We start from the raw sequence: 20,753 nt of genomic DNA, 5'->3' as shown, positions 1-20,753 counted from the left end.
CCCGCGATCCCTAGAAGAAGGTGCGGACGTAGTCCGTGACCGTGCCGTCGTCGGTGGCGACCGGTATCAGGGGCCACTTGTCGAAGGTGGTGCACGGATGGGACAGCCCGAGGCAGACCAGGTCGCCGACCTGCAGCGGGTCGTCCGCCGGGACGTCGAGCCACAGGTGCTGGTCGGAGATCCCGCTGACGCGCAGCCCCGCGGGCGCCGGGCGCGACCCGGCGGGCCCGCGGACGGCCACGGGTGCGGGCAGGCCGAGGTCGTACGGCGCGTCGCGCTTGCCCGCGTTGAGGAAGGCCTGCCGCGGCGCCGGCCGGGAGACGACCTGCGCCCAGAGCCGCAGGGCCGGCTCCAGATGGCCGGGCACCCGCGTGAAGGGTGTCACCCTGGCGTAGTGCGCGTCGTCGTGCGTCACATACGCCCCTGAGCGCAGCAGCGGCAGCACGGGCGCCGACATCGCGCCGATGCCGCCGAAGACGTCGGCGACCGCGTCGAACCACGCCGAGCCGCCCGCGCTGACCACGATCCGCGGCGCCTCGCGGAAAGCCCCGCCCGTGTCCAGTTCCGCGGCGAGCGCGACCAGCCGCCGCAGCCAGCCGCGTACCCGCTCGGGGTCGGCGTCCGGCACCTCGCCCTCGTAGCCGGCCACGCCGACCAGCCGCAGCCGGGCGGCCGCGGTGACGGCGGCGGCGACGGCGGCGCAGTCCGCCTCGGTCCGGGCGCCGGTCCGCGCGCCGCTCCCGGCGCCCAGCTCGACCACGACGTCGACCCGCCGCCGGGTCCCCGCGGCCAGCAGCGCCTCGTCCATCAGCCGGACGCCGCGCACGGAGTCGACGTAGCAGACGAATTCGAAGCCGGGGTCGGCGTCCAGCTCCGCGCCGAGCCAGCGCAGCGCGGCCGGGTCCACGAGCTCGTTGGCGAGGAAGACCCGCGGGATGCCGAAGGCGCGGCAGACGCGCACCTGGTGGGGGACGGCGACGGTGATCCCCCAGGCGCCGCGCTCCAGTTGGCGGGCGAAGAGCTGCGGGGCCATCGACGTCTTGCCGTGCGGGGCGAAGGCGAGGCCGTGGTCGGTGGTCCAGCGTTCCAGGACGGTGAGGTTGTGCGCCAGTGCCTCGTCGGACAGCACCAGCAGCGGGGTGGTGAAGCCGCCGTCGGTGAGAGTGCGGCGCTGGCCGGCGAGTTCGCCGACGGTGAGCCCCGCCGCGTCCGGCGGCAGGCCCTTGAAACGGTGGTCGACACGTTCCTCGCGCAGTGCGGCGACCCGTTCGGCGACGACGTCCATGCACCCTCCGTAGCCCGCAGTGCGTTGCATCATGCGCAACGGCCATTGCGTATCGTGTTTCGAGCTGTCTAACATCCGGGCCTGCGCCCGGTCAACGGCCGCAGAGGCACCCCCGCGGCCACCCCGGTGAGCTGCCACCCCAGTGAGAGCGAGCGTGAGCGTGACGCCGAACGTGGACGTCGTATGCCTGGGGGAGTCCATGGTCACCTTCGTGCCGAGCCGGGCCGGGCGGCTTGCCGACGTCCCCGCTTTCCACCGGACCATCGGCGGGGCCGAGTCGAACGTCGCCTGCACCCTGGCCCGCACCGGGCACCGCGCCCGCTGGGTCAGCCGGGTCGGCGCCGACAGCTTCGGCGACCACCTGGTCGACACCATTGCCGGTACCGGCGTCGACGTCGGCGCCGTCCAGCGCGACCCGCACCGGCCCACCGGCATCTACTTCCGCACCGCGGGCGAGCGCGTGACCACCGTGGACGCGGGCCCCGGCCGCGGCGAGGTCGTCTACTACCGCAAGGGTTCCGCCGCCTCCGCGCTGTCGCCCGCGCTGGTGCGGCGCGCGGACGTCTGGGCCGGCCGGGTGCTGCACCTGACCGGGATCACCTGCGCCCTGTCGGTCACCTGCAAGGCGCTGATGCGGCGGCTCACCCACCGCGAGCCGGGCCGCCCGCTGGTGTCCTTCGACGTCAACCACCGGCCCGCGCTGTGGCACGGCGCCGACCCGTGGCTGCTGGCCGAACTCGCCCGCGGCTGCGACCTGGTCTTCGTCGGCGAGGACGAGGCACAGGCCGCGTGGGGCCTGGCGGACGCCGACGCGATCCGGGCCGCGCTGCCCGAGCCGGCGACGGTCGTGGTCAAGCAGGGCGCGGCGGGCGCCACCGTCTTCAGCGGCGGCGAGCGGGTCCACGTGCCGGCGCCCGCGGTGGACGTGGTCGCCCACGTCGGGGCGGGCGACGCCTTCGCGGCCGGCTTCCTGTCCGCGACCCTGCGCGAACTGCCGCTGCGCGACCGGCTGCGGCACGGCCACCTGCTGGCCGCCGCCGCGCTGACCGTGCCCGGCGACCTCGCACCGCCGCCCGCCCGCGCGCACGCCGACGCGCTGGCCGCGCTGGACGACGCCGCATGGGGCAGACTGCGACTCGGCCTCGGCTGGACGGACCGCCCGCTGGACGCGAGGCCGGACGGCGGCCCGCTTGCGGGCCTGGACCGCGTACGGGACCGGGAGGTGGAGCGGTGAGCCAGACGGTCGACCGCGCGCTGAGCATCCTGCCGCTGCTCGCCGAGGGCCCGGCGAGCCTGGAGCAGGTCGCCACCCGGCTCGACGTCCACAAGTCCACCGCGCTGCGGCTGTTGCGCACCCTGCACGACCACGGCCTGGTCTACCGCCAGCAGGACCAGCGCTACCGGCTCGGCGCCCGGCTCTTCGCGCTCGCCCAACAGGCCGTCGAGGCACTGGACATCCGCGGCATCGCCCACCCGCACCTGGCCGCGCTGAACGAACGCACCGGCCACACCGTGCACCTGGCGGTCTACGAGCAGGGCGAGGTCGTCTACATCGACAAGGTGGAGAGCCGCTACCCGGTCCGCATGTACTCGCGGATCGGCCGCCCGGTCGCCATCACGGTCGCCGCCGTCGCCAAACTGCTGCTCGCCGACCTGCCGGAACCCGAGCGGCGGGCGGTCGCCGAAGGCCTGGACTACCCCCGCTACACCCCGCGTTCGACGCCGGACGCGGGCGCCTTCCTCGCCGAGCTGGCCCGGGTGCGGGAGCAGGGCTGGGCCAGCGACCTGGGCGGCCACGAGGAGTCCATCAACTGCGTCGGCGCCCCGCTGCACGGGCCCGACGGCCGGGTCTGCGCGGCCATGTCGGTGTCGGCGCCCAACGTGGTGGTCGGCGCGGAAGAACTGCTGCGGCTGCGGCCGTTGATCCTGCGGACGGCCGAGGCGATCGGGGCCGAGCTGTCCGGCGTCACGCCCGCCCTCCCGGTCACCTCCGCCCCTCCTGCTCCCGCTGCTACGAAAGGCACGACGTCATGAGCGAGTTGTCCAAGCCCGGCACCGGCGCACCGGCGCGGCCGGCGAAGACCGCGATCACCCCGGCCACCCACACCGTGCCCCCGGCGAAGTTCTCGCACGGGGTGCGCAAGGGCAACCTCCTCCAGGTCGCGGGCCAGGTCGGCTTCCTGCCCGCCGTCGAGGGCCGCCCGCCGACCCCGGCCGGCCCCACCCTGCGCGCCCAGGTGCTGCAGACCCTCGCCAACGTCCAGTCGGTGCTCGAGGCGGGCGGGTCGTCCTGGGAGGACGCGGTGATGGTGCGGGTGTACCTCACCGACACCGCGCACTTCGCGGAGTTCAACGAGATCTACGACGACTTCTTCGCCGGCCTCGCCGGCCCGCCCGCCGCCCGCACGACCGTCTACGTCGGCCTGCCGGCCGGCCTGCTCGTCGAGATCGACGCCCTGGCCGTGCTGGGCTGACGCCCGCGCGGCCGGGCCGCCGCGCAAAGAGGTGCCCGGGGGCTTGCGGGTGACGCCCCCGGGCGCTGTCGCGGTTACGGCAGGGCGTGGACGTGCGGGCCGACGCCGTTGGACCAGGTGTTGCCGGCCTTGGCGTCCCAGTTGGTCGACCAGGTCATCGAGCCGCCGATGCCGGGCCAGGTGGTGGAGGGGTGGAAGCTGCCGCAGCCGGTGCCCTTGGCGAGGCAGTCGAGCGCGTTGTTGACGACGCTCGGGCTGACGTAGCCGGAACCGGCCGCGCTGGTCGAGGCCGGCGTGCCGATACCGACCTGGGACGGTGCCAGGCCCGCCTGGATCGCGGTGCAGGCCAGCGTGGTGATGAAGTCCACCGAGCCCTGGCTGTAGACGCCGCCGTCACAGCCGTTCATCGAACCGCTGTTGTAGTACTGGGTGTTGACGATCGTCAGGATGTCCTTGATCTTCAGCGCGGTGGCGAGGTAGTCGCTGCCCGCCGAGAGCATGTCGATCGTCTGCGGCGCCATCGTGATGATCAGGCCAGAGCCCGCCTTCGTGCGCAGCGCCCGCAGCGCCTGCGGCATGTAGGTGGCGTCGATGCCGTTCTCCAGGTCGATGTCGACCCCGTTGAAGCCGTAGGTCTGCATCAGCGTGTAGACGCTGTTGGCGAAGTTGGTGGCCGACGCCGAGTCGCGCACGGAGATGGTGCCGTTCTGGCCGCCGACCGAGACGATCACCTTCTTGCCCGCGGCCTGCTTGGCCGCGATGTCGGCCTTGAACTGCGCCACGCTGTAGCCGAGCGACGGGTCGAGGGTGAAGGACACCGCGCCGGACGTGGTCGTGGCGTCGGCGAACGCGACGGCGATGATGTCGTACTGGCTCTGCACCTGCGCGATGGTCTGCACGGTGGCGCCGTTGTTGAAGTTCTGCCAGTAGCCGGTGACCAGGTGCTTGGGCAGGTTCCCCGGCGGCGGGGTGACCGGCGTGGTCGGCGGGGTTGTGGGCGGAGTGGTCGGCGGCGTGGTGGGCGGGGTCGTCGGCGGAGTGGTCGGCGGGGTCGTGGTCGGGGTGCCGGAGCCGCCCGGGCCCGACAGCGTGACGTCGTCGGCGAAGTAGGCGGGCTGGGCGTACCAGCCGTGCGTGTAGACCGTCACCGAGCGGGTGCTCGCGCCGGTGGTGAAGCTGACGCTGAGCTGCTGGTAGGAGGACGCGCCCGGCGTCCAGGTGGACGGGTCGGTGCCGCCGGTCCCGCTCGCGCCGAGGTAGACGTAGGAGCCCTGGACCCACGCGCTCAGCGTGTACTGCGAGTTGGGCTGCACGCTGACGGTCTGCGAGCACTGGCCGGTGTCGCTGCTCGACGGTGTGGCCTTGAGCGCGCCGGACCCGGCGTGCACCGGGCTGGAGACGGTCGCGCCGCTGCCCGCGGTGCAGGTCCAGTTCGAAAGCCCGCTCTCGAAGCCGGGGTTGGCGACGAGGTTGGTGGTCGCGGCGCTCGCGCTGCCGACGGTGACGACCGCGACACCCGCGCCGATCACCGCCGCCGCGCTCAGTGCGGCGACCGTACGCTGCCTGACGGTTGCTCTGCGATGCGTATGGCTGGCTCGATTCGCGTGCGTTGCACGTTCCACGACTGCCTCCTGGGGGCAAGGAGTTGGGGGGTGGTGGGAGTGCGGGTGACCGGGAACGCCGGGCAGGCCGTTGGGACTACCGGGAAGGCCCGGTAAGGGAGAAAGTTGGTCCAGACCAATTGGGTTGTCAAGACCTCATGCGGACAGCTGTCGTTCGGCGCCGCGTATCCGCAACTTTGCGCACCCAACTCGCTACACATCGATAAGCTGACGAGCGAAAATCGCCAGGCCGCACGTGCCGATCAGGCGGAAAGGGGGAGGTTCCGGATGCCGAGCGTCATCACGGTCACGTCGGACGATCTCGAACTTCCGCTGGAGGAGCAGGTGATGCGCGTCTCCGCCGCGCTGGACGCCTACGGCCACGTCGTCGCGCTCGCGCCCGCCGAGGCCAGCGACCCGGTCCGCCGCCGGCTGCACACCGTCCGCTCCGCCCTGGAGGCCGACCGGCTGGCGATCGTGCCGCTCTCCCTGCCGCCGCTGGCCAGAGCACTGCTCGGCGAGCAGCTGCGGCAGCTGGCCGGCACCGACCTCGGCCCCGGCGTGCTGGCCGGCGCCGCCCGCCTACTGTCGTACTACCTGCACTCCGGCGCCCTGCTCGGCTCGGTCGCCAAGCTCGAACGGGTGCCGGTCGGCGTCGGCAGCCACGTCAAGTCCCTCGTCCCCGGGCGGCACTTCGCGGTCCTCGCGCACCCCGAGCCGTATCTCGGCGAGGCGGCGCCGGCGGCCGTCCCGCCGGGGCCGGGCTACCAGACCCAGCTCGCCGTGGCCGGCAAGGGGCTCGACCCCGGCTGGATCACCGGGCCGCTGGCGACCGCCTGGCACTCCCAGCACCTGCGCGAGGTGCCGCTGCCGCCGGACTCGGCCCAGTGGTGGGGCACCGCCAAACTGGTCGAGTTCACCGCCTACATCGCCGACGTCGGCATGCTCTACCAGCTCGTCACCTCGGTGCGGCGCGACACCTGCACCTGGTGCGGGCTCGAAGTCATCGGCGACCAGTGCCTGTTCTGCGCCACCCGGCTCGCCGACCGGCAGACCCCGCCCAAGCACGCCGCCGACACCCGCGGGCGCTCCGTGGAGACCCCGCGGCGCCCCCAACTCGAACCCCACAAGCGATAGGTCCGCCCGCACATGAACTCACGTCAGCGCCGTGGTGTCGTCCTTCTGGTGGTCTCCGCCATCTGCGCGGTAGCCGCCTTCGCCGGGGTGCTCGCCGTCGTCAACGACGCGCGGTCGCAGGTCGGGGAGAAGGTCACGGCGTACGAACTGTCCGCCGACATAGCCGCGTACCAGCAGCTCAGCAGTGCCGACGTGCGGCAGATACAGGTCCCGTCGCGCTGGCTGCCGGACACCGCGGTGCGCGACCTCGGGCAGGTGCAGGGCAAGATCGCCGCGGTGGCGCTCAAGAAGGGCTCGCTGCTGCAGACCGACATGGTGGCCGTCCGGCCCGAACTGCGGCCGGGGCAGATGGAGATCGCCATCATGATCGACGCGGAGACCGGCGTCGCCGGCAAGATCACCCCGGGCTCCCGCGTCAACATCTTCGCCACCTTCGCCGGCCGCAGGGACACCGACCCCGACATCTCCCGCATCATCGTGGCCGGCGCCCAGGTCATCGACGTCGGCGAGATCAAGGCCTTCGACAAGAACGCCGACACCCAGCGGGTGTCCACCGAGGGCGTGCCGATCACCTTCGCGCTCGGCGCCGAGGACGCCCAACGCGTGGCCTACGCCGAGTCGTTCGCCGAGCACGTCCGCCTCGCCCTGGTCGCCCCCGGCGACACCTCGGCGCCGCCGGACGCCGACCGCAACTACACCCTGTCCGGCGACGCCGCCGGCGGTGGAGGTGGCACCCCGTGACCGTACGCATCGTCGCCGCCACCTCCGACCCCGACGCCGCCCGCGCGCTGCTCGGCCTGCTCGGCCAGCTCCCGGGCGCCGAGCCGGCGCCCGCGCTGCACGACTCCACCGCCCTGCTCGACCTGCTCGCCCGCGCCGCCGAGACCGGCGTCGAGGAGCTGCCCGAGGTCGTCATCGTCCACGAGGCGATCGGCCCGATGCCCCCGCTCGACCTGGTGCGCGACATCGCGCTGCGCTTCCCTGCGGTCGGCGTCGTCCTGCTCACCCCGGACCCCGGCCCCGCCGTGCTGGCCGCCGCGATGAACTCCGGCGCCCGGGGCGTCGTCGGACTCCCGCTGGCCTACGACGACCTGGGCGCCCGCGTCGACGCCGCCGCCACCTGGGCCGCCGGCGTCCGCCGCCACCTCGGCCCGCAGCGCTCGGCGCTGCCTGCGGTCGCCGGCGGCACCCTGGTCGCCGTCGCGGGTGCCAAGGGCGGGGTCGGCACCACCGTCACCGCCATCCACCTGGCGCTGGCCGCCCACGCCTCAGGCCGCTCCACCGCACTGGTCGACCTCGACCTCCAGGGCGGCGACATCGCCTCCTACCTCGACGTGCAGTTCCGCCGCTCCGTCGCCGACCTGGCCGACATCGCCGACGTCTCCTCCCGCGTCCTGCACGACGCGATGTTCGTGCACGAGTCCGGCCCCGCCCTGCTGCTCGCCCCCGCCGACGGCGAACGCGGCGAGGACGTCACCGACCGGGCCGCCCGCCTCGTCCTGACCGCCCTGCGGCAGCGCTACGAGGTCGTCGTCGTCGACTGCGGCACCCAGATGACCAGCGCCAACGCGGCCGCCGTCGAGGTCGCCGACACCGCGGTCCTGGTCACCACGCCCGACGTGGTCGCCGTTCGCGCCGCCAAGCGGATGGTCCGGATGTGGGACCGGCTGCAGATCCGCAAGCCGCAGGACACCATCGGCGTCGTCAACCGCCACACCCGCGGCACCGAGATCCAGCCGACCCTGGTCGGCCGCATCACCGGCACCCGCATCGCCGCGTCCGTCGTCCCGGCCGCCTTCCGCGAACTCCAGCCCGTCATCGACGCCGGCCGCCTGCACGACCTCGACACCCGCTCCACCGTCAAGGCCGGCATCTGGTCGCTGGCCGGCGAGCTCGGCCTCGTCACCGGCGCCGCGCTCCCGGCCCCCCGCGGCAAGAAGTCCCGCCGCGGCGGCGACCGCGGCCAGGTCACCCTGGAGACGCTCGGGATGACCCCGATCATCCTGATCACCCTGATCCTGGTCTGGCAGGCCGTCCTGGCCGGCTACACCTTCACGCTGGCCGGCAACGCGGCGGACGAGGCGGCCCGCGCCGCCGCGGTCTCCGACGCCCCCGGCCAGGCCGGCGAGACCGCGGCCAGAAGCGACCTGCCGGGCGCCTGGTCCGACGACGCGGACATCGACGTCAGCCGCAGCGGCGGCGAGATCGACGCCACGGTCACGCTGAAGGTCCCGGTCCTCTTCCCGGGCGCGATCGACTTCCCCTTCCACGTCACGGGGCACGCGAAGACCGTCGACGAAAGGCCCCCGCAATGACCGGGCCCTCGCCGCGACAGCGCCGCCGCCAGGGCATGCGGGGCCAGCGGGGCGTGGCCTCGCTCGAATACCTCGGCATGCTCCCCTTCCTGCTCCTGATCGCCCTGGCCGGAATCCAGCTCGGCCTGGTCGCCTACTGCGGGGAGCAGGCCGGCACGGCAGCCCGTACCGCCGCCCGTACCGCGGCGCTGCCCGACCCCGACGGCGGCACCGCGGCCGGGCAGGCGGCCGGCCGGGGCGCCGTCAGCGACTGGCTGAACGCGGTCATCACCTGGCCGGGCCTCGGCGACGCGATCACCGCGAAGGCCAGCGTCGACGTCCCCTCCGTACTCCCCGGAGTGCACCTCTTCGGGCCCGTGTCGCGCACCGCGACCATGCCGAAGGAGGACACCACGCCATGAGCCTGCGCGCCCGCCTCGCCGTCGAGGAGGCCACCCCGCAGACCCAGGAGAGCCACCTGGTCGCGGTCTACCGGGCCAAGCTCCTCCAGGAGATCGACCTCGCCGAGATGTCCGCGCTGTCGGCCACCGAGCGCAGGTCGCGGCTCGAACGCGTCCTCGGCCACATCATCAGCCGCGAGGGCCCGGTGCTGTCCACCGCCGAGCGCTCCGGGCTGATCCGCCGGGTGGTGGACGAGGCGCTGGGCCTCGGCATCCTCGAACCGCTGCTCGAAGACCCCACCGTGACCGAGATCATGGTCAACGGCCCCGACCGCATCTACGTCGAGCGCGGCGGCCGCGTCGAACCCGTCGCCGCCCGCTTCTCCTCCGCCGAGCAGCTCCTGCAGACCATCGAGCGCATCGTCTCGACCGTCAACCGCCGGGTGGACGAGTCGAATCCGATGGTCGACGCCCGGCTGCCCTCCGGCGAGCGGGTCAACGTCGTCATCCCGCCGCTGTCGCTGACCGGACCCACCCTCACCATCCGCCGCTTCCCGCGCGCGTACACGCTCAAGGAACTCATCGGCCTGGGCACCCTGGACGAGCACATGCTGCTGCTGCTCTCCTCGTTCGTCCGCGCCAAGTGCAACATCATCGTCAGCGGCGGCACCGGCTCGGGCAAGACGACGCTGCTCAACGCCCTGTCCGGGCTGATACCTGACGGCGAGCGGATCATCACCGTCGAGGACGCCGCCGAACTCCAGCTCCAGCAGGAGCACGTGATCCGCCTGGAGTCCCGCCCGCCCAACGTCGAGGGCGAGGGCCGGATCACCATCCGCGACCTGGTGCGCAACTCGCTGCGGATGCGCCCCGACCGCATCATCGTCGGCGAGGTGCGCGGCGGCGAGACGCTGGACATGCTGCAGGCGATGTCCACCGGGCACGACGGCTCGCTGGCCACCGTGCACGCCAACTCCGCGGAGGACGCGGTGCTGCGGCTGCAGACCCTGGCGTCGATGAGCGAGGTCAAGATCCCCTTCGAGGCGCTGCGCGACCAGATCAACAGCGCCGTCGACGTCCTGGTCCAGCTGAACCGGCACATCGACGGCACCCGCCGCATCGGCGAGATCGCCGTGCTGTCCTCCCGCGGCCGCGCGGTCTTCCAGCTCACCTCCGCGACCCGCTTCCGCGCCGAGCCGCTCGGCGTCGACCGCATCGTCCGCGGCTGGTACGAACACCGGCCCGTGCCGCGGGAGATCGGCGAACGCCTCTACCTGGCCGGCGAGCACGTGCCGGCCGCCTTCGGCGTCGGCGCCAGCGAACTCGAACTCGACAGCCGGGAGGCGAAATGACCCGGCCACTGGCCGCGGCGGGCCGGGACTTCGCCACCGGCCCCTACCCGTTGCTGGTGCTCGGCGTCACCGTGCTGGCGCTGGCGCTGGCCGTCTGGGGCCTGCACGCCTGGCGCGGCGGCCGCGCCGACCGGGCCGCACTGGTCGAACGGCTCGCCGCCGAGGCGGGCGGCCCCGGCGGCCCCGACAGCGCACCGGTCTCCTTCGCCGCGCTGGACCGCCGGATACGCGGCTACGCCTGGGGCCGCCGGCTGGCCGGCCGGCTGGCCGCCACCGGCACCAACCTCACCCCGGGGCAGTTCACCGCCGCCGCCATCGGCCTGGTGCTCAGCTCCTGGCTGGTGGCCGCCGTCCTGCTCGCGCCCTTCTTCGGCCCGATCGCCGCACTGATCGCCGGCTGGGCCGCCTACTCCTTCCTGGAGTGGCGCCGCCGGGTCCGCACCGAGCGCTTCATCGCCCAACTCCCCGACCTGGCACGCGTGCTGGCCAACGCCACGCAGGCCGGACTCGCGCTGCGCACCGCCGTGTCGATGGCAGCGGAGGAGCTGGACGCGCCAGCGGGCGAGGAGTTGAAGAAGGTCGCCGACGCCATGGCGGTCGGCCACTCCATCGACGACGCCCTCGGCGAACTGCAACAGCGACTGCCCAGCCGCGAGTTGATCGTGCTGGTCTCCACCCTGGTGCTGTCCAGCCGGGCCGGCGGCTCGGTCGTCGAGTCGCTGCGCAACCTCACCGTCACCCTGGAGGAGCGCAAGGAGACCCGCCGGGAGATCCGTACCCAGATGTCCCAGGTCACCGTCACCGCCTACGCGGTCCCGGTCATCGGCCTGGGCTCGCTCTTCCTGCTCGACCGGATCATGCCCGGCTCGCTCAGCGCCATGACCGGCTCCACGGTCGGCCGGATCTGCGTCCTGATCTCGCTGGGCCTGTACGCGCTCGGCTTCGCACTGATCCGCCGGATGTCCAGGATCGACATATGACCCGCCCAACGCCGCACGCGGCCAACCGTCCCGCGAGGAACCGGACATGATCCTCATCGGCCTCTCCCTCGCCCTGGCGCTCGCGCTCTGCGCGGTCGGCGTCGTCTACGCGGTCGGGCTGCTGCGCGCCGACGCCAGACTCCCCGACGACCTCGCCCTCGCGCTCGACGTCGGCCGCACCCGCACTACCCGCGGCGGCAACGCCATCGACCGGCTCGGCATCCGCTGGGCGCCGATGGTGCTGCGGATGATGGGCCCGGCCCGTATCGCGAAGATGCGGGCCAGGATCGACCACGCCGGCCACCCGCACGGCCTGACCGTCGAACGCTACGCCGCCCGCCGCGCCGTCTACGGCGCCCTCGGCGCCCTCACCGCGCTGCTGCTGCTCTCCCGCGGCAACTGGTTCCTCGCCCTGCTGCTGCTCGCCTACGGGTGGGGCTGGGCCGACCTCGGCCTCTGGCTCGCCGTCCGCCGCCGCCGCGACGACATCGAACGCACCCTGCCCGACTTCCTCGACGTCCTCGCGGTCGTGGTCAGCGCCGGCCTCGGCTTCCGCCAGGCCCTGGAACGCGTCAACTCCGTCTACACCGGCCCCTGGTCCGACGAGATCCGGGTCGCCCTGCGCCAGATGGACGTCGGCGTCAGCCGCCGCGACGCCTTCGACCAGCTCCGCAAGCGCAACCACAGCGACCAGGTCGGCCAGTTCGTCACCGCCCTCCAGCAGGGCGAGGAACTCGGCGCCCCGATCGCCCGCACCCTGCTGCAGATCGCCAACGACATGCGCCGCACCGAGGCCCAGAACGCCCGCCGCCGCGCCGCCCGCATGGTCCCCCGCGCCACCGGCGTCATCACCGTCCTGCTGGTCCCCGCCACCATGATCCTGCTGATCACCGGCACGATCATCGGCTCGCAGATCCACTTCGGCGACGTCTTCGGAAACGGGTGATCGGGGTGCGACCGGCCGTGACCAACCGGCATGCTGTTAGCACCACTTGCCCTTCGGGCGATTGGCGCACAACCGGCTGCGGATGCCCGAGGTTCGGGTGTACCTTTGCATTCGCAACCATATTTGCACCTGCAATCAGAACCAACCCGCTGCGGACGACAACCGACCACCAGCGAGAGGCGGTGCGCCGTGACCACCACCCCCGACCCCGACGGGCAGCCCACGACCACCGCCGTACGCATCACCAGCCAGGTGACAAAGAATGGGGCGAACAACGATGAACAGGTGGGCACTCCAGCGCTACACCAACGCCGAACTCTGGCTCCGCACGAGAGCGGACCACACCACCCGACACCTGAGGTCCCGCGCGGACCGCGGCCAGACGTCCTTCGAATATCTGGGAATCGCGGTGGTGATCGCGGTGATCATCGGGGTGTTGGCGACAACGGGCATCGGCGACGCCGTGCAGAAGGCCATTCTCGACGCGATCGGCAAGATCTCCGGAGGCAAAGGCAAATAGTGGTCATCCGCGGGGCTGACGACGCCGGTCAGACGCTCGGTCTCTACATCGTCGCTATCGCCGCGCTGTTCTTTCTCGCCTTCGCGTTCTTCGCCGTCGGCCAGGCATCTGTGGACCGCAACTCCGTCCAGTCCGCCGCGGACGCAGCCGCGCTGGCGGCCGCACGCGAGAGCCGAGACGAGGCACATGACGCGCTGCTGGCTGCCCTCACCTCCGGTGACACCGCCAAGCTGGGCGATCTGGTCCAACTCCTGGGCAAGGACACCGGAGAGCCCTGTATGAAGGCCAGGGCGTTCGCCGGCGACAACGGCGCCCGCGCCTACAACTGCGTTCGCAACGGTGGCCCCGGAGCATACACCGTGGACGTGGAGTCGTTGACGACACTCGGCAGGACCGTGGTCCACGGCACGGAGAACGTTCGGGCCGAGGCCCACGCGTCGGCCGAGGTCACCTCGCGGTGCGACGGCCTGGAGACCGAGGGCAGTCTCCTCACCTTCACCTGCGACGGCGGCAAGGTCACCGTCGATCCCACGTCGGCCGATTTCACATTGGATCTGTCGGCCTTCTACGCAGTCCACTTGACCAGCTGACGGTCGGTCGGCCGAGGAAACGAGGTACCGGGAGCGATGGGCATCTGGCACAGGGGGACGACAGCGCTGGCGTTCGCGGCCGCCGCCGTACTCACGCTTTCGGCGTGCGGCGGAGGCGGGGACGGGGACAAGAAAGCCGACGGCAAGCCGTCGTCCTCGGCGACCAAATCGAGGGGCGACCAGTCCGGCGGCGGCGACGGGACACCCTCCGCGACTCCGACGCAGATTCTGGCGCAGATCAAAGGCGAGGATGGTGTCGTGGTGACCATCAACTCGGCGGTGCGGGACGAGGACGGGTTCGTGACGGTCCAGGGCAGCCTGACCAACAACGGGGACTCCGTTTTCAACGCGGTCAACTGGCGGGGCCCGGAAACGGCACTGGTTCCGTCGGGTCCGTCGGCGGCCGGGGCGGTTCTGATCGACGAAGCGGGGAAGAAGCGCTACTACGTCCTGCGGGACACCGACGGCAAGTGTCTGTGCACGATGGGGCTCACCCTGATCCAGCCCAAGGAGACCCGCCCGCTCTTCGCTCAATTCCCCTCCCCACCCCCCACCACCACCCAAGTGGAGTTCGAGCTCCCCACCATGCCGCCCGCCAAAATCACCATCTCCGAGGGGTGAGCCCGATGAGAACCGCGGCGGCAGCCGCCAGCTTCACGCTCACCGTCGTCCTGCTCGCGGCCGGTGCCGCGGTCGCGCCGCAGGCGGTGGCGGACACGAATCCGCCGCCGAGCGCGGGGGATCCGACCCCCACCGCTCCGGTCCGTATCGACCCGGGCTCGCCCAACCTGCAACTGCCCGAGGGTTCGACGCTGGCGCCGGCGAAGGTGCTGGACATCGTGTCGGTGACGGACGAGTCCTCGGTGGCGGCGAGCCAGCCCGAGCAGCGGCAGGAGACGTCGAATTCGACGGTCACCTACGCGCTGCAGTCGGAGGTGGCCTTCGGCAAGGACAGTGCGAAGCTGTCGCCACCCGCGGCGTCCCGGATCCGGGCGATCGCGGCGGACATCAACGCGCGGCACGTCACCTCACCCATTCGGGTCTTCGGGTTCACGGACGATCTGGGGAGCGACGAGCACGGCGACGCGCTGTCGAAGCAGCGCGCCCAGGCGGTCTACCAAGTTCTGGCAACGGAACTGAGCAGTGCCGGTGACGCATCCCACACATTTCAGGTGCGTGGCTACGGTGAGGATTACCCCATAGCGGACAATTCCACCGAAAGTGGCCGGGAGCAGAACCGCCGAGTGGAAATCACTTTCACTCCTCCTGCCGCGTAAGGTGCGGGATGCGCGCCGGGACGCGGTACGGTGTAACTCCCCCCCTCGGGCCGGTTCGCTCTCCCCCCCTGCGAACCGGCCCGTTTTTTGTGCCCGCCTCCGGCTCCGTCCCTCAGGCCCCGCAGGCCCGTCCCGTCCCTCAGGCCTCGAAGGCCGCCGCCCGCAGCGGGCGGTAGGCGAGGCCCAGGGAGCGGTAGAGGCGCAGGGCCGGGGTGTTGTCGTCGGCCACGACGAGCGCGGCGGTGCCGTACGCGGCCAGCGCCTCGGCGAGGACGAAGGCGCAGATCCGGCGGCCCAGGCCCCGGCCGCGGGCGGCCGGGTCGGTGGCGACGCCCGCGAGCAGGCCCACGCTGGGCGCGCACCAGGCCAGGGCGGCGACCGCGAGCGGCGTGCCGGAGCCGCCGGGCGGCAGGATGCCGGCCCAGCGGTCGCCGGCGCCCGGGCGGCCGGGGTAGGCGTAGGAGTCGGGGAAGGCGCGGTCCAGCAGGGCGCCGACCTGCGGCGCGGCGGCCGGCGGCAGCCAGCCCGCGGTGCCGTCGGGCGGGACGGCGGCGGACCCCGTACGGTCCATCCAGCCGAAACCGGCCGTGGGGCGCAGGCCGGGCACGGCCACGACCAGGGCGTCGACGAGGCCGCGGTCGCCGAACGGGCGGTAGCCGCGGCCCACCTCCGCCAGCACGTCCCGGACGAGCGGTATCGCGTCGGCGGCCGGGCCTGTCACCACCAGCCGGTCGCGCAGCGAGAGCCCGGGCGCGGCCACCGCGACGGCCGCACCGCGGGTGAAGACCCGTCCGGCGCTGCGGTCCCGGGCGGCCCACCGGGACAGTGCGTCGTCGGTCGGCAGCTCGGAGTGCGCGGACAGCTCGTCGGAGAGGGTGGAGAACATCCGTCATGCCTATCAGCAGCCCGGGGGCGGGCGCACCGTGAATTGTCCGGATGCGGAGCGGAACGGGCGAGGTCCCGGCCCGGGCCGCGGTCAGCCGACGTCGAGCCGTACGCCCCGCCGTACGCCCCAGCGGGCCAGCGCGCCGGCCTCCGCCTCCAGGACGTGCCGGGCCAGCAGCCGCGGCCGGCCGACCCGTCCCGGCGGCATCGTGCGGACCGCGATCACCCGCAGCCGCCGGTCCAGATAGGCCACGTCGATCGCGAACCGCATCCGTACGGTGTGCACGCTGGAGGCCGGGGTGAGCAGCAACGCGCCCTGGACGCCGTCCTGTCCGAGCAGCCCGCGGGTCCTGGCCCGATACGACGCCGCGATCCGCAGCGGCACTTCGGCCTGCGGGGTGCGCAGCGTGAAGTCCCCGTCCCGCCAACGTCGGCCCATGGCCCCTCACTTCGCGCAGGTGTCCGTGTACGGTCGGCCCGGTGCATGTCTATCCGATCGTGGCCGCCGCCGTGTGGGGAACGGTGAGCGGGCTGCTGCTGCCGCGTGCCGCACTCCGGTTGGCGGTCCCGTCCGGCGAACCGTGGTCCGGGGCCTGCCTGTCGGGCCACCTCCTGCCGGCCGGTCCGCGCGGCTGGCTCGGCCCGGAGCGCTGCGCGGACTGTGCCACGGCCGCCCGGCGGCCGGTCGGCGGCCTGCTCCCGGCGATCGGCTGCGCCCTGCTCTGCGCGGGCCTCGCCGCGGCGACCGGGCCGCACCCGGAACTCCTCGTGTGGCTGCTGCTGGTGCCCGTCGGGGTGACCCTCGCACTGGTCGACCTGCGCGTCTTCCGGCTTCCCGACGTCCTGACGCTCCCGGCTTTCGCCGTCACCGCGGCGCTGCTGGGCGTGGCCGCGCTGCTCCCCTCCCACCAGGGCTCCTGGCGGCGCGCCCTGCTCGCGGCGGCGGCGGTCGGCGCCCTGTACTTCCTGCTCTTCCTGATCAATCCGGCCGGCATGGGCTTCGGCGACGTCAAACTCGCCCCGACGGTGGCGCTGCCGCTGGGCTGGTACGGCTGGGGCGCCGTGGTCACCGGCACCTTCGCCTCCTTCACCCTGGGCGCGGTGGCCGGCCTGGCCCTGCTGCTCACCGGCCGCGCCACCCGCAAGTCCCCGCTCCCCTTCGGCCCCTTCATGCTCCTGGGCACGGCCCTGGCCCTGCTCCTGGCCTAGGGCCCGGGTCCCGCTCCGGGGGAGGCGAACACCGGAGACCGCGGGCCCACGAGGCTACGCCTCGCTGCTCACCGACCAGAGGTTCACGCCCGCCGGCTCCACCGCGTGCCGGTCGATCTCCGCCAGTTCCTCCGCGGACAGCGGCGGCGCGCCGACCGCGGCGACGTTGGCCTCGAGCTGGGCCACCGACGACGCCCCGATCAGCGCGGAGGTCATGCGCTCGTCGCGCAGCACCCAGGACAGTGCCAGCTGCGCGAGGGACTGGCCGCGTCCGGCGGCGACCTCGTTGAGCGCCCGCAGGCGGCCGACGGTCTCGTCGTTGACCAGCTCGGGGTTCAGGGACTTGCCCTGCGCGGCCCGCGAGTCCTCGGGGATGCCGCCGAGGTAGCGGTCGGTCAGCAGGCCCTGGGCGAGCGGCACGAAGCCGATGCAGCCCATGCCCTCCTCCGCCAGGACGTCGAGCAGGCCCTCCTCCTCGATCCACCGGTTGATCATCGAGTACGACGGCTGGTGGATGAGCGCGGGCACGCCCAGCTCGCGCAGGATGCGGGCGGCCTCCCGGGTGCGCTCGGGACCGTAGGAGGAGATGCCCACGTAGAGCGCCTTGCCCTGCTGGACGGCGGACGCGAGCGCGCCCATCGTCTCCTCCAGCGGGGTGTCGGGGTCGTAGCGGTGGGAGTAGAAGATGTCGACGTGGTCCAGGCCCATCCGGCCCAGCGACTGGTCGAGCGAGGAGAGCAGGTACTTGCGGGAGCCCCACTCGCCGTACGGCCCGGGCCACATGTCGTAGCCGGCCTTGGTGGAGATGACCAGCTCGTCGCGGTAGGGGCGGAAGTCCTGGGCGAAGAGCGTGCCGAAGTTGGCCTCGGCGGCGCCGTACGGCGGGCCGTAGTTGTTGGCCAGGTCGAAGTGCGTGACGCCGAGGTCGAAGGCGCGGCGCAGGATGGCCCGCTGGGAGTCCAGCGTGCGGTCGTCGCCGAAGTTGTGCCACAGGCCGAGGGAGACGGCGGGCAGCTTGAGCCCGCTGCGGCCGGTCCTGCGGTACTCCATGGAGTCGTAGCGCTCGTCGGCGGCGCGGTAGAGGTTTCTGATGTTCACAGTTCCTCCCTATCACGTGCGGTTGAACCGCTTACTACGTGCTGGGCGATCTGTCGGCTGTGACGCGCCGGGCGGCCGGCCCGCGCCGGACCCGGTTCGTCCGGACGGCCATTCGGGCAGTACCCTGGCCGCCGGGCGACCGAGCGCAGGAGGGGCTGGTACGCGATGAATCTGCGCGAGCTGGTGTACGGGCTGTACTCCCGCAGAGTGGAGCGCCGGCTCGACGTGGCCCAGGGCCCGAAGCACATCGGCGTGATCCTCGACGGGAACCGGCGCTGGGCCAAGGCCGCGAGCAGCACCGCGGAGCAGGGGCACCAGGCGGGCGCGGACAAGATCAGCGAGCTGCTCGGCTGGTGCGAGGAGACCGGTGTCGAGGTGGTCACCCTGTGGCTGCTGTCCACCGACAACTTCGACCGGCCCTCCGCGGAGCTCGGGCCGCTGCTCGGCATCATCGAGGACGCGGTGACCGGCCTGGCCGCCACCGGCCGGTGGCGGGTGCACCACGTGGGCACGATGGACCTGCTGCCCGACCGGACGCAGGCGGTGCTCAAGGAGGCGGAACAGGCCACCCACAACGTCGGCGGCCTGCTGGTGAACGTCGCGGTCGGCTACGGCGGCCGGCAGGAGATCGCCGACGCGGTCCGCTCGCTGCTGTACGAGCACGCCGGGCGCGGCACCTCCATCGAGGACCTGGCCGAGATCCTGGACGTCGAGCACATCTCCGAGCACCTCTACACCCGCGGCCAGCCGGACCCCGACCTGGTGATCCGCACGTCCGGTGAGCAGCGGCTGTCCGGCTTCATGCTCTGGCAGAGCGCGCACTCGGAGTACTACTTCTGCGAGGTCTTCTGGCCGGCCTTCCGCAAGGTCGATTTCCTGCGGGCGCTGCGCGACTACGCGGCCCGCCACCGCCGCTACGGAGCGTGACCAGGCACTGACCTGGGCTAAAAGAGGTGTTGACGGCACAGGCGGCCGAGTTACCTTGGCTGTGTCGCAGGTCCGCCCGCCGCCAAGCCGGGGCGAGCGGTCAGTGTCCGGATCATGACCGTCGGATGACTGTCATATGCATTCGCATGGGTCGTGGATTTCCCGGGCATACCACAGGCAGACCGGCATCCGGCCCCACGGCTGCCGGACCGCAGCCTCACCTCTCCCCGAGGGGGTTCGTCCACACGTGGTGACCAGCAAGAATCGCCGTGTACACGACCGGCGCACGTACGTACTCGACACCAGCGTGCTGCTCGCCGACCCCAATGCCATCACCCGTTTCGACGAGCACGAGGTCGTGCTGCCGGTCGTCGTGGTGACGGAATTGGAGGCCAAGCGCCACCACCCGGAGCTCGGCTACTTCGCCCGCCAGGCGTTGCGGCTGCTCGACGAGTTCCGGATCAGGTTCGGCCGGCTCGACGCGCCGATCCCGATCGGCGACTTCGGCGGCACGCTCAGGGTCGAGCTCAACCACTCGGACCCCGGGGTACTCCCCGCGGGCTTCCGGCTCGGTGACAACGACTCGCGCATCCTAGCCGTCGCCCGCAACCTGCAGGCCGAGGGGTACGACGTGACCGTCGTGTCCAAGGATCTGCCGCTGCGGGTGAAGGCCTCCTCGGTCGGCCTGCTGGCCGAGGAGTATCGGGCCGAGCTCGCGATCACCTCGGGCTGGACCGGCATGGAGGAGCTGGTGGTCGGCGCCGAGGACGTGGACGCGCTCTTCGCGCAGGAGACCGTCGAGCTCGCCGAGGCGGCGGACCTGCCGGTGCACACCGGCTTGGTGCTGCAGTCCGAGCGCGGCAAGGCGCTGGGCCGGGTCACCGAGGACGGCCGGGTGCGGCTGGTGCGCGGCGACCGCGAGGCGTTCGGCATCCACGGCCGCAGCGCGGAGCAGCGCATCGCGCTGGACCTGCTGCTCGACCCGGACGTCGGCATCGTCTCGATGGGCGGCCGCGCGGGCACCGGCAAGTCGGCGCTGGCGCTGTGCGCGGGCCTTGAGGCGGTCCTGGAGCGCCGCCAGCACCGCAAGGTGATGGTCTTCCGGCCGCTGTACGCGGTGGGCGGCCAGGAGCTGGGCTATCTGCCGGGCAGCGAGGCGGAGAAGATGAGCCCGTGGGCTCAGGCCGTCTTCGACACGCTGTCCGCGGTCACCTCCAAGGAGGTCATCGAGGAGGTCGTGGCCCGCGGCATGCTCGAAGTGCTGCCGCTGACCCACATCAGGGGCCGCTCGCTGCACGACGCCTTCGTGATCGTGGACGAGGCGCAGTCGCTGGAGCGCAACGTGCTGCTGACGGTGCTGTCGCGGATCGGCGCCGGCTCCCGGGTGGTGCTCACCCACGACGTGGCGCAGCGCGACAACCTCAGGGTGGGGCGCTACGACGGCGTGGTGGCGGTGGTGGAGAAGCTCAAGGGCCACCCGCTGTTCGCCCATGTGACGCTCACCCGTTCCGAACGTTCCCCGATCGCCGCGCTCGTGACGGAGATGCTGGAGGACGGCGGGGCCTGATCGTTTTGTACGATGCCCCGATTTGCCCATCGATGACGTGAGTTGAGGCTGCTGCGCCCGGTGTGAAGGGCGCAGCAGCCTAGCGTTTTCCGGGCCGGTTTGCCGAGTATCGCCGCGCATCCCGCGATGTGACCTTTGCCACTCAACCGGAAATTGCCGGACGGCGTCCGCGTACGGCAGGGTGTGAGGCTGTCAGGCCCCGCTCATGGC

22 protein-coding genes are annotated in these 20,753 nt (G+C 72.5%); 17 read left to right on the top strand and 5 right to left on the bottom strand.

The window, feature by feature from the left end; genetic code table 11:
* Nucleotides 1–10: 10 nt before the first annotated feature.
* On the bottom strand, nucleotides 11–1,285 hold the full coding sequence (locus tag OG702_RS12885) for an alanine racemase (protein ID WP_327289018.1): 1,275 nt from the start codon (nucleotides 1,283–1,285) through the stop codon (nucleotides 11–13).
* A gap of 154 nt (nucleotides 1,286–1,439) precedes the next feature.
* On the opposite strand from OG702_RS12885, the gene OG702_RS12880 reads away from it, so the two are divergent.
* The 3 genes from OG702_RS12880 to OG702_RS12870 are packed head-to-tail and all read left to right on the top strand — an operon-like array spanning nucleotide 1,440 to nucleotide 3,759.
* A complete protein-coding gene (locus OG702_RS12880; protein WP_327289017.1) occupies nucleotides 1,440–2,519 on the top strand; it encodes a sugar kinase in 1,080 nt (359 codons plus the stop codon).
* Nucleotides 2,516–3,319: an IclR family transcriptional regulator gene (locus OG702_RS12875; RefSeq protein ID WP_327289016.1), complete on the top strand. Its 804-nt coding sequence runs from the start codon at nucleotides 2,516–2,518 to the stop codon at nucleotides 3,317–3,319. The genes OG702_RS12880 and OG702_RS12875 overlap by 4 nt, the downstream gene beginning before the upstream one ends.
* Nucleotides 3,316–3,759 (top strand): RidA family protein, encoded by a 444-nt coding sequence (locus OG702_RS12870; RefSeq protein WP_327289015.1) that lies wholly within the window; start codon nucleotides 3,316–3,318, stop codon nucleotides 3,757–3,759. Before OG702_RS12875 ends, OG702_RS12870 begins: the two co-directional genes overlap by 4 nt.
* Before the next feature lie 74 nt (nucleotides 3,760–3,833).
* Here OG702_RS12870 and OG702_RS12865 read toward each other — a convergent pair whose 3' ends face one another.
* Nucleotides 3,834–5,381: a chitinase gene (locus OG702_RS12865; RefSeq protein WP_442814400.1), complete on the bottom strand. Its 1,548-nt coding sequence runs from the start codon at nucleotides 5,379–5,381 to the stop codon at nucleotides 3,834–3,836.
* Between the two features lie 267 nt (nucleotides 5,382–5,648).
* Between OG702_RS12865 and OG702_RS12860 the strand changes: the two genes are divergently transcribed.
* The 11 genes from OG702_RS12860 to OG702_RS12810 all read left to right on the top strand — a co-directional run bounded on the left by OG702_RS12860 (nucleotide 5,649) and on the right by OG702_RS12810 (nucleotide 14,857).
* Nucleotides 5,649–6,497: a hypothetical protein gene (locus tag OG702_RS12860; RefSeq protein WP_327289014.1), complete on the top strand. Its 849-nt coding sequence runs from the start codon at nucleotides 5,649–5,651 to the stop codon at nucleotides 6,495–6,497.
* A 12-nt stretch (nucleotides 6,498–6,509) separates the two neighbouring features.
* Nucleotides 6,510–7,238 (top strand): Flp pilus assembly protein CpaB, encoded by a 729-nt coding sequence (gene cpaB / locus OG702_RS12855; RefSeq protein ID WP_327289013.1) that lies wholly within the window; start codon nucleotides 6,510–6,512, stop codon nucleotides 7,236–7,238.
* On the top strand, nucleotides 7,235–8,812 hold the full coding sequence (locus tag OG702_RS12850; protein WP_327289012.1) for an AAA family ATPase: 1,578 nt from the start codon (nucleotides 7,235–7,237) through the stop codon (nucleotides 8,810–8,812). The genes cpaB and OG702_RS12850 overlap by 4 nt, the downstream gene beginning before the upstream one ends.
* A complete protein-coding gene (locus OG702_RS12845) occupies nucleotides 8,809–9,213 on the top strand; it encodes a TadE/TadG family type IV pilus assembly protein (protein ID WP_327289011.1) in 405 nt (134 codons plus the stop codon). Before OG702_RS12850 ends, OG702_RS12845 begins: the two co-directional genes overlap by 4 nt.
* Nucleotides 9,210–10,544, top strand: a complete 1,335-nt coding sequence (locus OG702_RS12840; protein ID WP_327289010.1) for a CpaF family protein — start codon at nucleotides 9,210–9,212, stop codon at nucleotides 10,542–10,544. The genes OG702_RS12845 and OG702_RS12840 overlap by 4 nt, the downstream gene beginning before the upstream one ends.
* The gene (locus OG702_RS12835) at nucleotides 10,541–11,524 is read left to right on the top strand and encodes a type II secretion system F family protein (protein WP_327289009.1); all 984 of its coding nucleotides are present in this window, start codon (nucleotides 10,541–10,543) and stop codon (nucleotides 11,522–11,524) included. Before OG702_RS12840 ends, OG702_RS12835 begins: the two co-directional genes overlap by 4 nt.
* A gap of 46 nt (nucleotides 11,525–11,570) precedes the next feature.
* Complete coding sequence (locus OG702_RS12830; protein ID WP_327289008.1) at nucleotides 11,571–12,470, top strand: DUF5936 domain-containing protein; 900 nt, start codon at nucleotides 11,571–11,573, stop codon at nucleotides 12,468–12,470.
* Nucleotides 12,471–12,747: 277 nt separating this feature from the next.
* Complete coding sequence (locus OG702_RS12825; RefSeq protein ID WP_327289007.1) at nucleotides 12,748–12,990, top strand: hypothetical protein; 243 nt, start codon at nucleotides 12,748–12,750, stop codon at nucleotides 12,988–12,990.
* Complete coding sequence (locus tag OG702_RS12820) at nucleotides 12,990–13,580, top strand: pilus assembly protein TadG-related protein (protein WP_327289006.1); 591 nt, start codon at nucleotides 12,990–12,992, stop codon at nucleotides 13,578–13,580. Before OG702_RS12825 ends, OG702_RS12820 begins: the two co-directional genes overlap by 1 nt.
* Before the next feature lie 36 nt (nucleotides 13,581–13,616).
* Nucleotides 13,617–14,201 (top strand): hypothetical protein, encoded by a 585-nt coding sequence (locus OG702_RS12815; protein ID WP_327289005.1) that lies wholly within the window; start codon nucleotides 13,617–13,619, stop codon nucleotides 14,199–14,201.
* A gap of 5 nt (nucleotides 14,202–14,206) precedes the next feature.
* Entirely contained in the window at nucleotides 14,207–14,857 is a 651-nt protein-coding gene (locus OG702_RS12810; RefSeq protein WP_327289004.1) for an OmpA family protein, read from the top strand.
* 139 nt (nucleotides 14,858–14,996) lie between these two features.
* Here the strand turns inward: OG702_RS12810 and OG702_RS12805 are convergent, their stop codons facing one another.
* Both OG702_RS12805 and OG702_RS12800 read right to left on the bottom strand, forming a co-directional pair.
* Nucleotides 14,997–15,743 carry a GNAT family N-acetyltransferase gene (locus OG702_RS12805; RefSeq protein ID WP_327289003.1) on the bottom strand — a complete coding sequence of 249 codons (747 nt, stop codon included), beginning with the start codon at nucleotides 15,741–15,743 and terminating at the stop codon, nucleotides 14,997–14,999.
* A 90-nt stretch (nucleotides 15,744–15,833) separates the two neighbouring features.
* Nucleotides 15,834–16,181 (bottom strand): DUF192 domain-containing protein, encoded by a 348-nt coding sequence (locus tag OG702_RS12800; RefSeq protein ID WP_327289002.1) that lies wholly within the window; start codon nucleotides 16,179–16,181, stop codon nucleotides 15,834–15,836.
* A 41-nt stretch (nucleotides 16,182–16,222) separates the two neighbouring features.
* Between OG702_RS12800 and OG702_RS12795 the strand changes: the two genes are divergently transcribed.
* On the top strand, nucleotides 16,223–16,951 hold the full coding sequence (locus OG702_RS12795; protein WP_327289001.1) for an A24 family peptidase: 729 nt from the start codon (nucleotides 16,223–16,225) through the stop codon (nucleotides 16,949–16,951).
* 54 nt (nucleotides 16,952–17,005) lie between these two features.
* On the opposite strand, the gene mgrA is transcribed toward OG702_RS12795, so the two are convergent.
* Nucleotides 17,006–18,049, bottom strand: a complete 1,044-nt coding sequence (mgrA, locus tag OG702_RS12790; RefSeq protein WP_327289000.1) for an L-glyceraldehyde 3-phosphate reductase — start codon at nucleotides 18,047–18,049, stop codon at nucleotides 17,006–17,008.
* Nucleotides 18,050–18,214: 165 nt separating this feature from the next.
* Here mgrA and OG702_RS12785 point away from each other — a divergent pair, with 165 nt between their 5' ends.
* Together OG702_RS12785 and OG702_RS12780 are read left to right on the top strand one after the other, a co-directional pair.
* Entirely contained in the window at nucleotides 18,215–18,976 is a 762-nt protein-coding gene (locus tag OG702_RS12785; protein WP_327288999.1) for an isoprenyl transferase, read from the top strand.
* A 247-nt stretch (nucleotides 18,977–19,223) separates the two neighbouring features.
* Entirely contained in the window at nucleotides 19,224–20,543 is a 1,320-nt protein-coding gene (locus OG702_RS12780) for a PhoH family protein (RefSeq protein ID WP_327288998.1), read from the top strand.
* The last annotated feature ends 210 nt before the right edge of the window (nucleotides 20,544–20,753 follow it).

The sequence above is a fragment of the Streptomyces sp. NBC_01198 genome (genome assembly GCF_036010485.1).
GTDB lineage: Bacteria > Actinomycetota > Actinomycetes > Streptomycetales > Streptomycetaceae > Actinacidiphila.
The sequence above is the reverse complement of the archived record's forward strand: the minus strand, read 5'-3'. Positions and strand labels throughout refer to the sequence as shown.

Bases quoted from the DNA above. Each gene is read 5' to 3' on its own strand.
- OG702_RS12885 (WP_327289018.1), bottom strand. From the start codon at position 1,285: ATGGACGTCGTCGCCGAACGGGTCGCCGCACTGCGCGAGGAACGTGTC.
- OG702_RS12870 (WP_327289015.1), top strand. From the start codon at position 3,316: ATGAGCGAGTTGTCCAAGCCCGGCACCGGCGCACCGGCGCGGCCGGCG.
- OG702_RS12860 (WP_327289014.1), top strand. From the start codon at position 5,649: ATGCCGAGCGTCATCACGGTCACGTCGGACGATCTCGAACTTCCGCTG.
- cpaB (WP_327289013.1), top strand. From the start codon at position 6,510: ATGAACTCACGTCAGCGCCGTGGTGTCGTCCTTCTGGTGGTCTCCGCC.
- OG702_RS12845 (WP_327289011.1), top strand. From the start codon at position 8,809: ATGACCGGGCCCTCGCCGCGACAGCGCCGCCGCCAGGGCATGCGGGGC.
- OG702_RS12840 (WP_327289010.1), top strand. From the start codon at position 9,210: ATGAGCCTGCGCGCCCGCCTCGCCGTCGAGGAGGCCACCCCGCAGACC.
- OG702_RS12835 (WP_327289009.1), top strand. From the start codon at position 10,541: ATGACCCGGCCACTGGCCGCGGCGGGCCGGGACTTCGCCACCGGCCCC.
- OG702_RS12830 (WP_327289008.1), top strand. From the start codon at position 11,571: ATGATCCTCATCGGCCTCTCCCTCGCCCTGGCGCTCGCGCTCTGCGCG.
- OG702_RS12825 (WP_327289007.1), top strand. From the start codon at position 12,748: ATGAACAGGTGGGCACTCCAGCGCTACACCAACGCCGAACTCTGGCTC.
- OG702_RS12815 (WP_327289005.1), top strand. From the start codon at position 13,617: ATGGGCATCTGGCACAGGGGGACGACAGCGCTGGCGTTCGCGGCCGCC.
- OG702_RS12810 (WP_327289004.1), top strand. From the start codon at position 14,207: ATGAGAACCGCGGCGGCAGCCGCCAGCTTCACGCTCACCGTCGTCCTG.
- OG702_RS12805 (WP_327289003.1), bottom strand. From the start codon at position 15,743: ATGTTCTCCACCCTCTCCGACGAGCTGTCCGCGCACTCCGAGCTGCCG.
- OG702_RS12800 (WP_327289002.1), bottom strand. From the start codon at position 16,181: ATGGGCCGACGTTGGCGGGACGGGGACTTCACGCTGCGCACCCCGCAG.
- OG702_RS12785 (WP_327288999.1), top strand. From the start codon at position 18,215: ATGAATCTGCGCGAGCTGGTGTACGGGCTGTACTCCCGCAGAGTGGAG.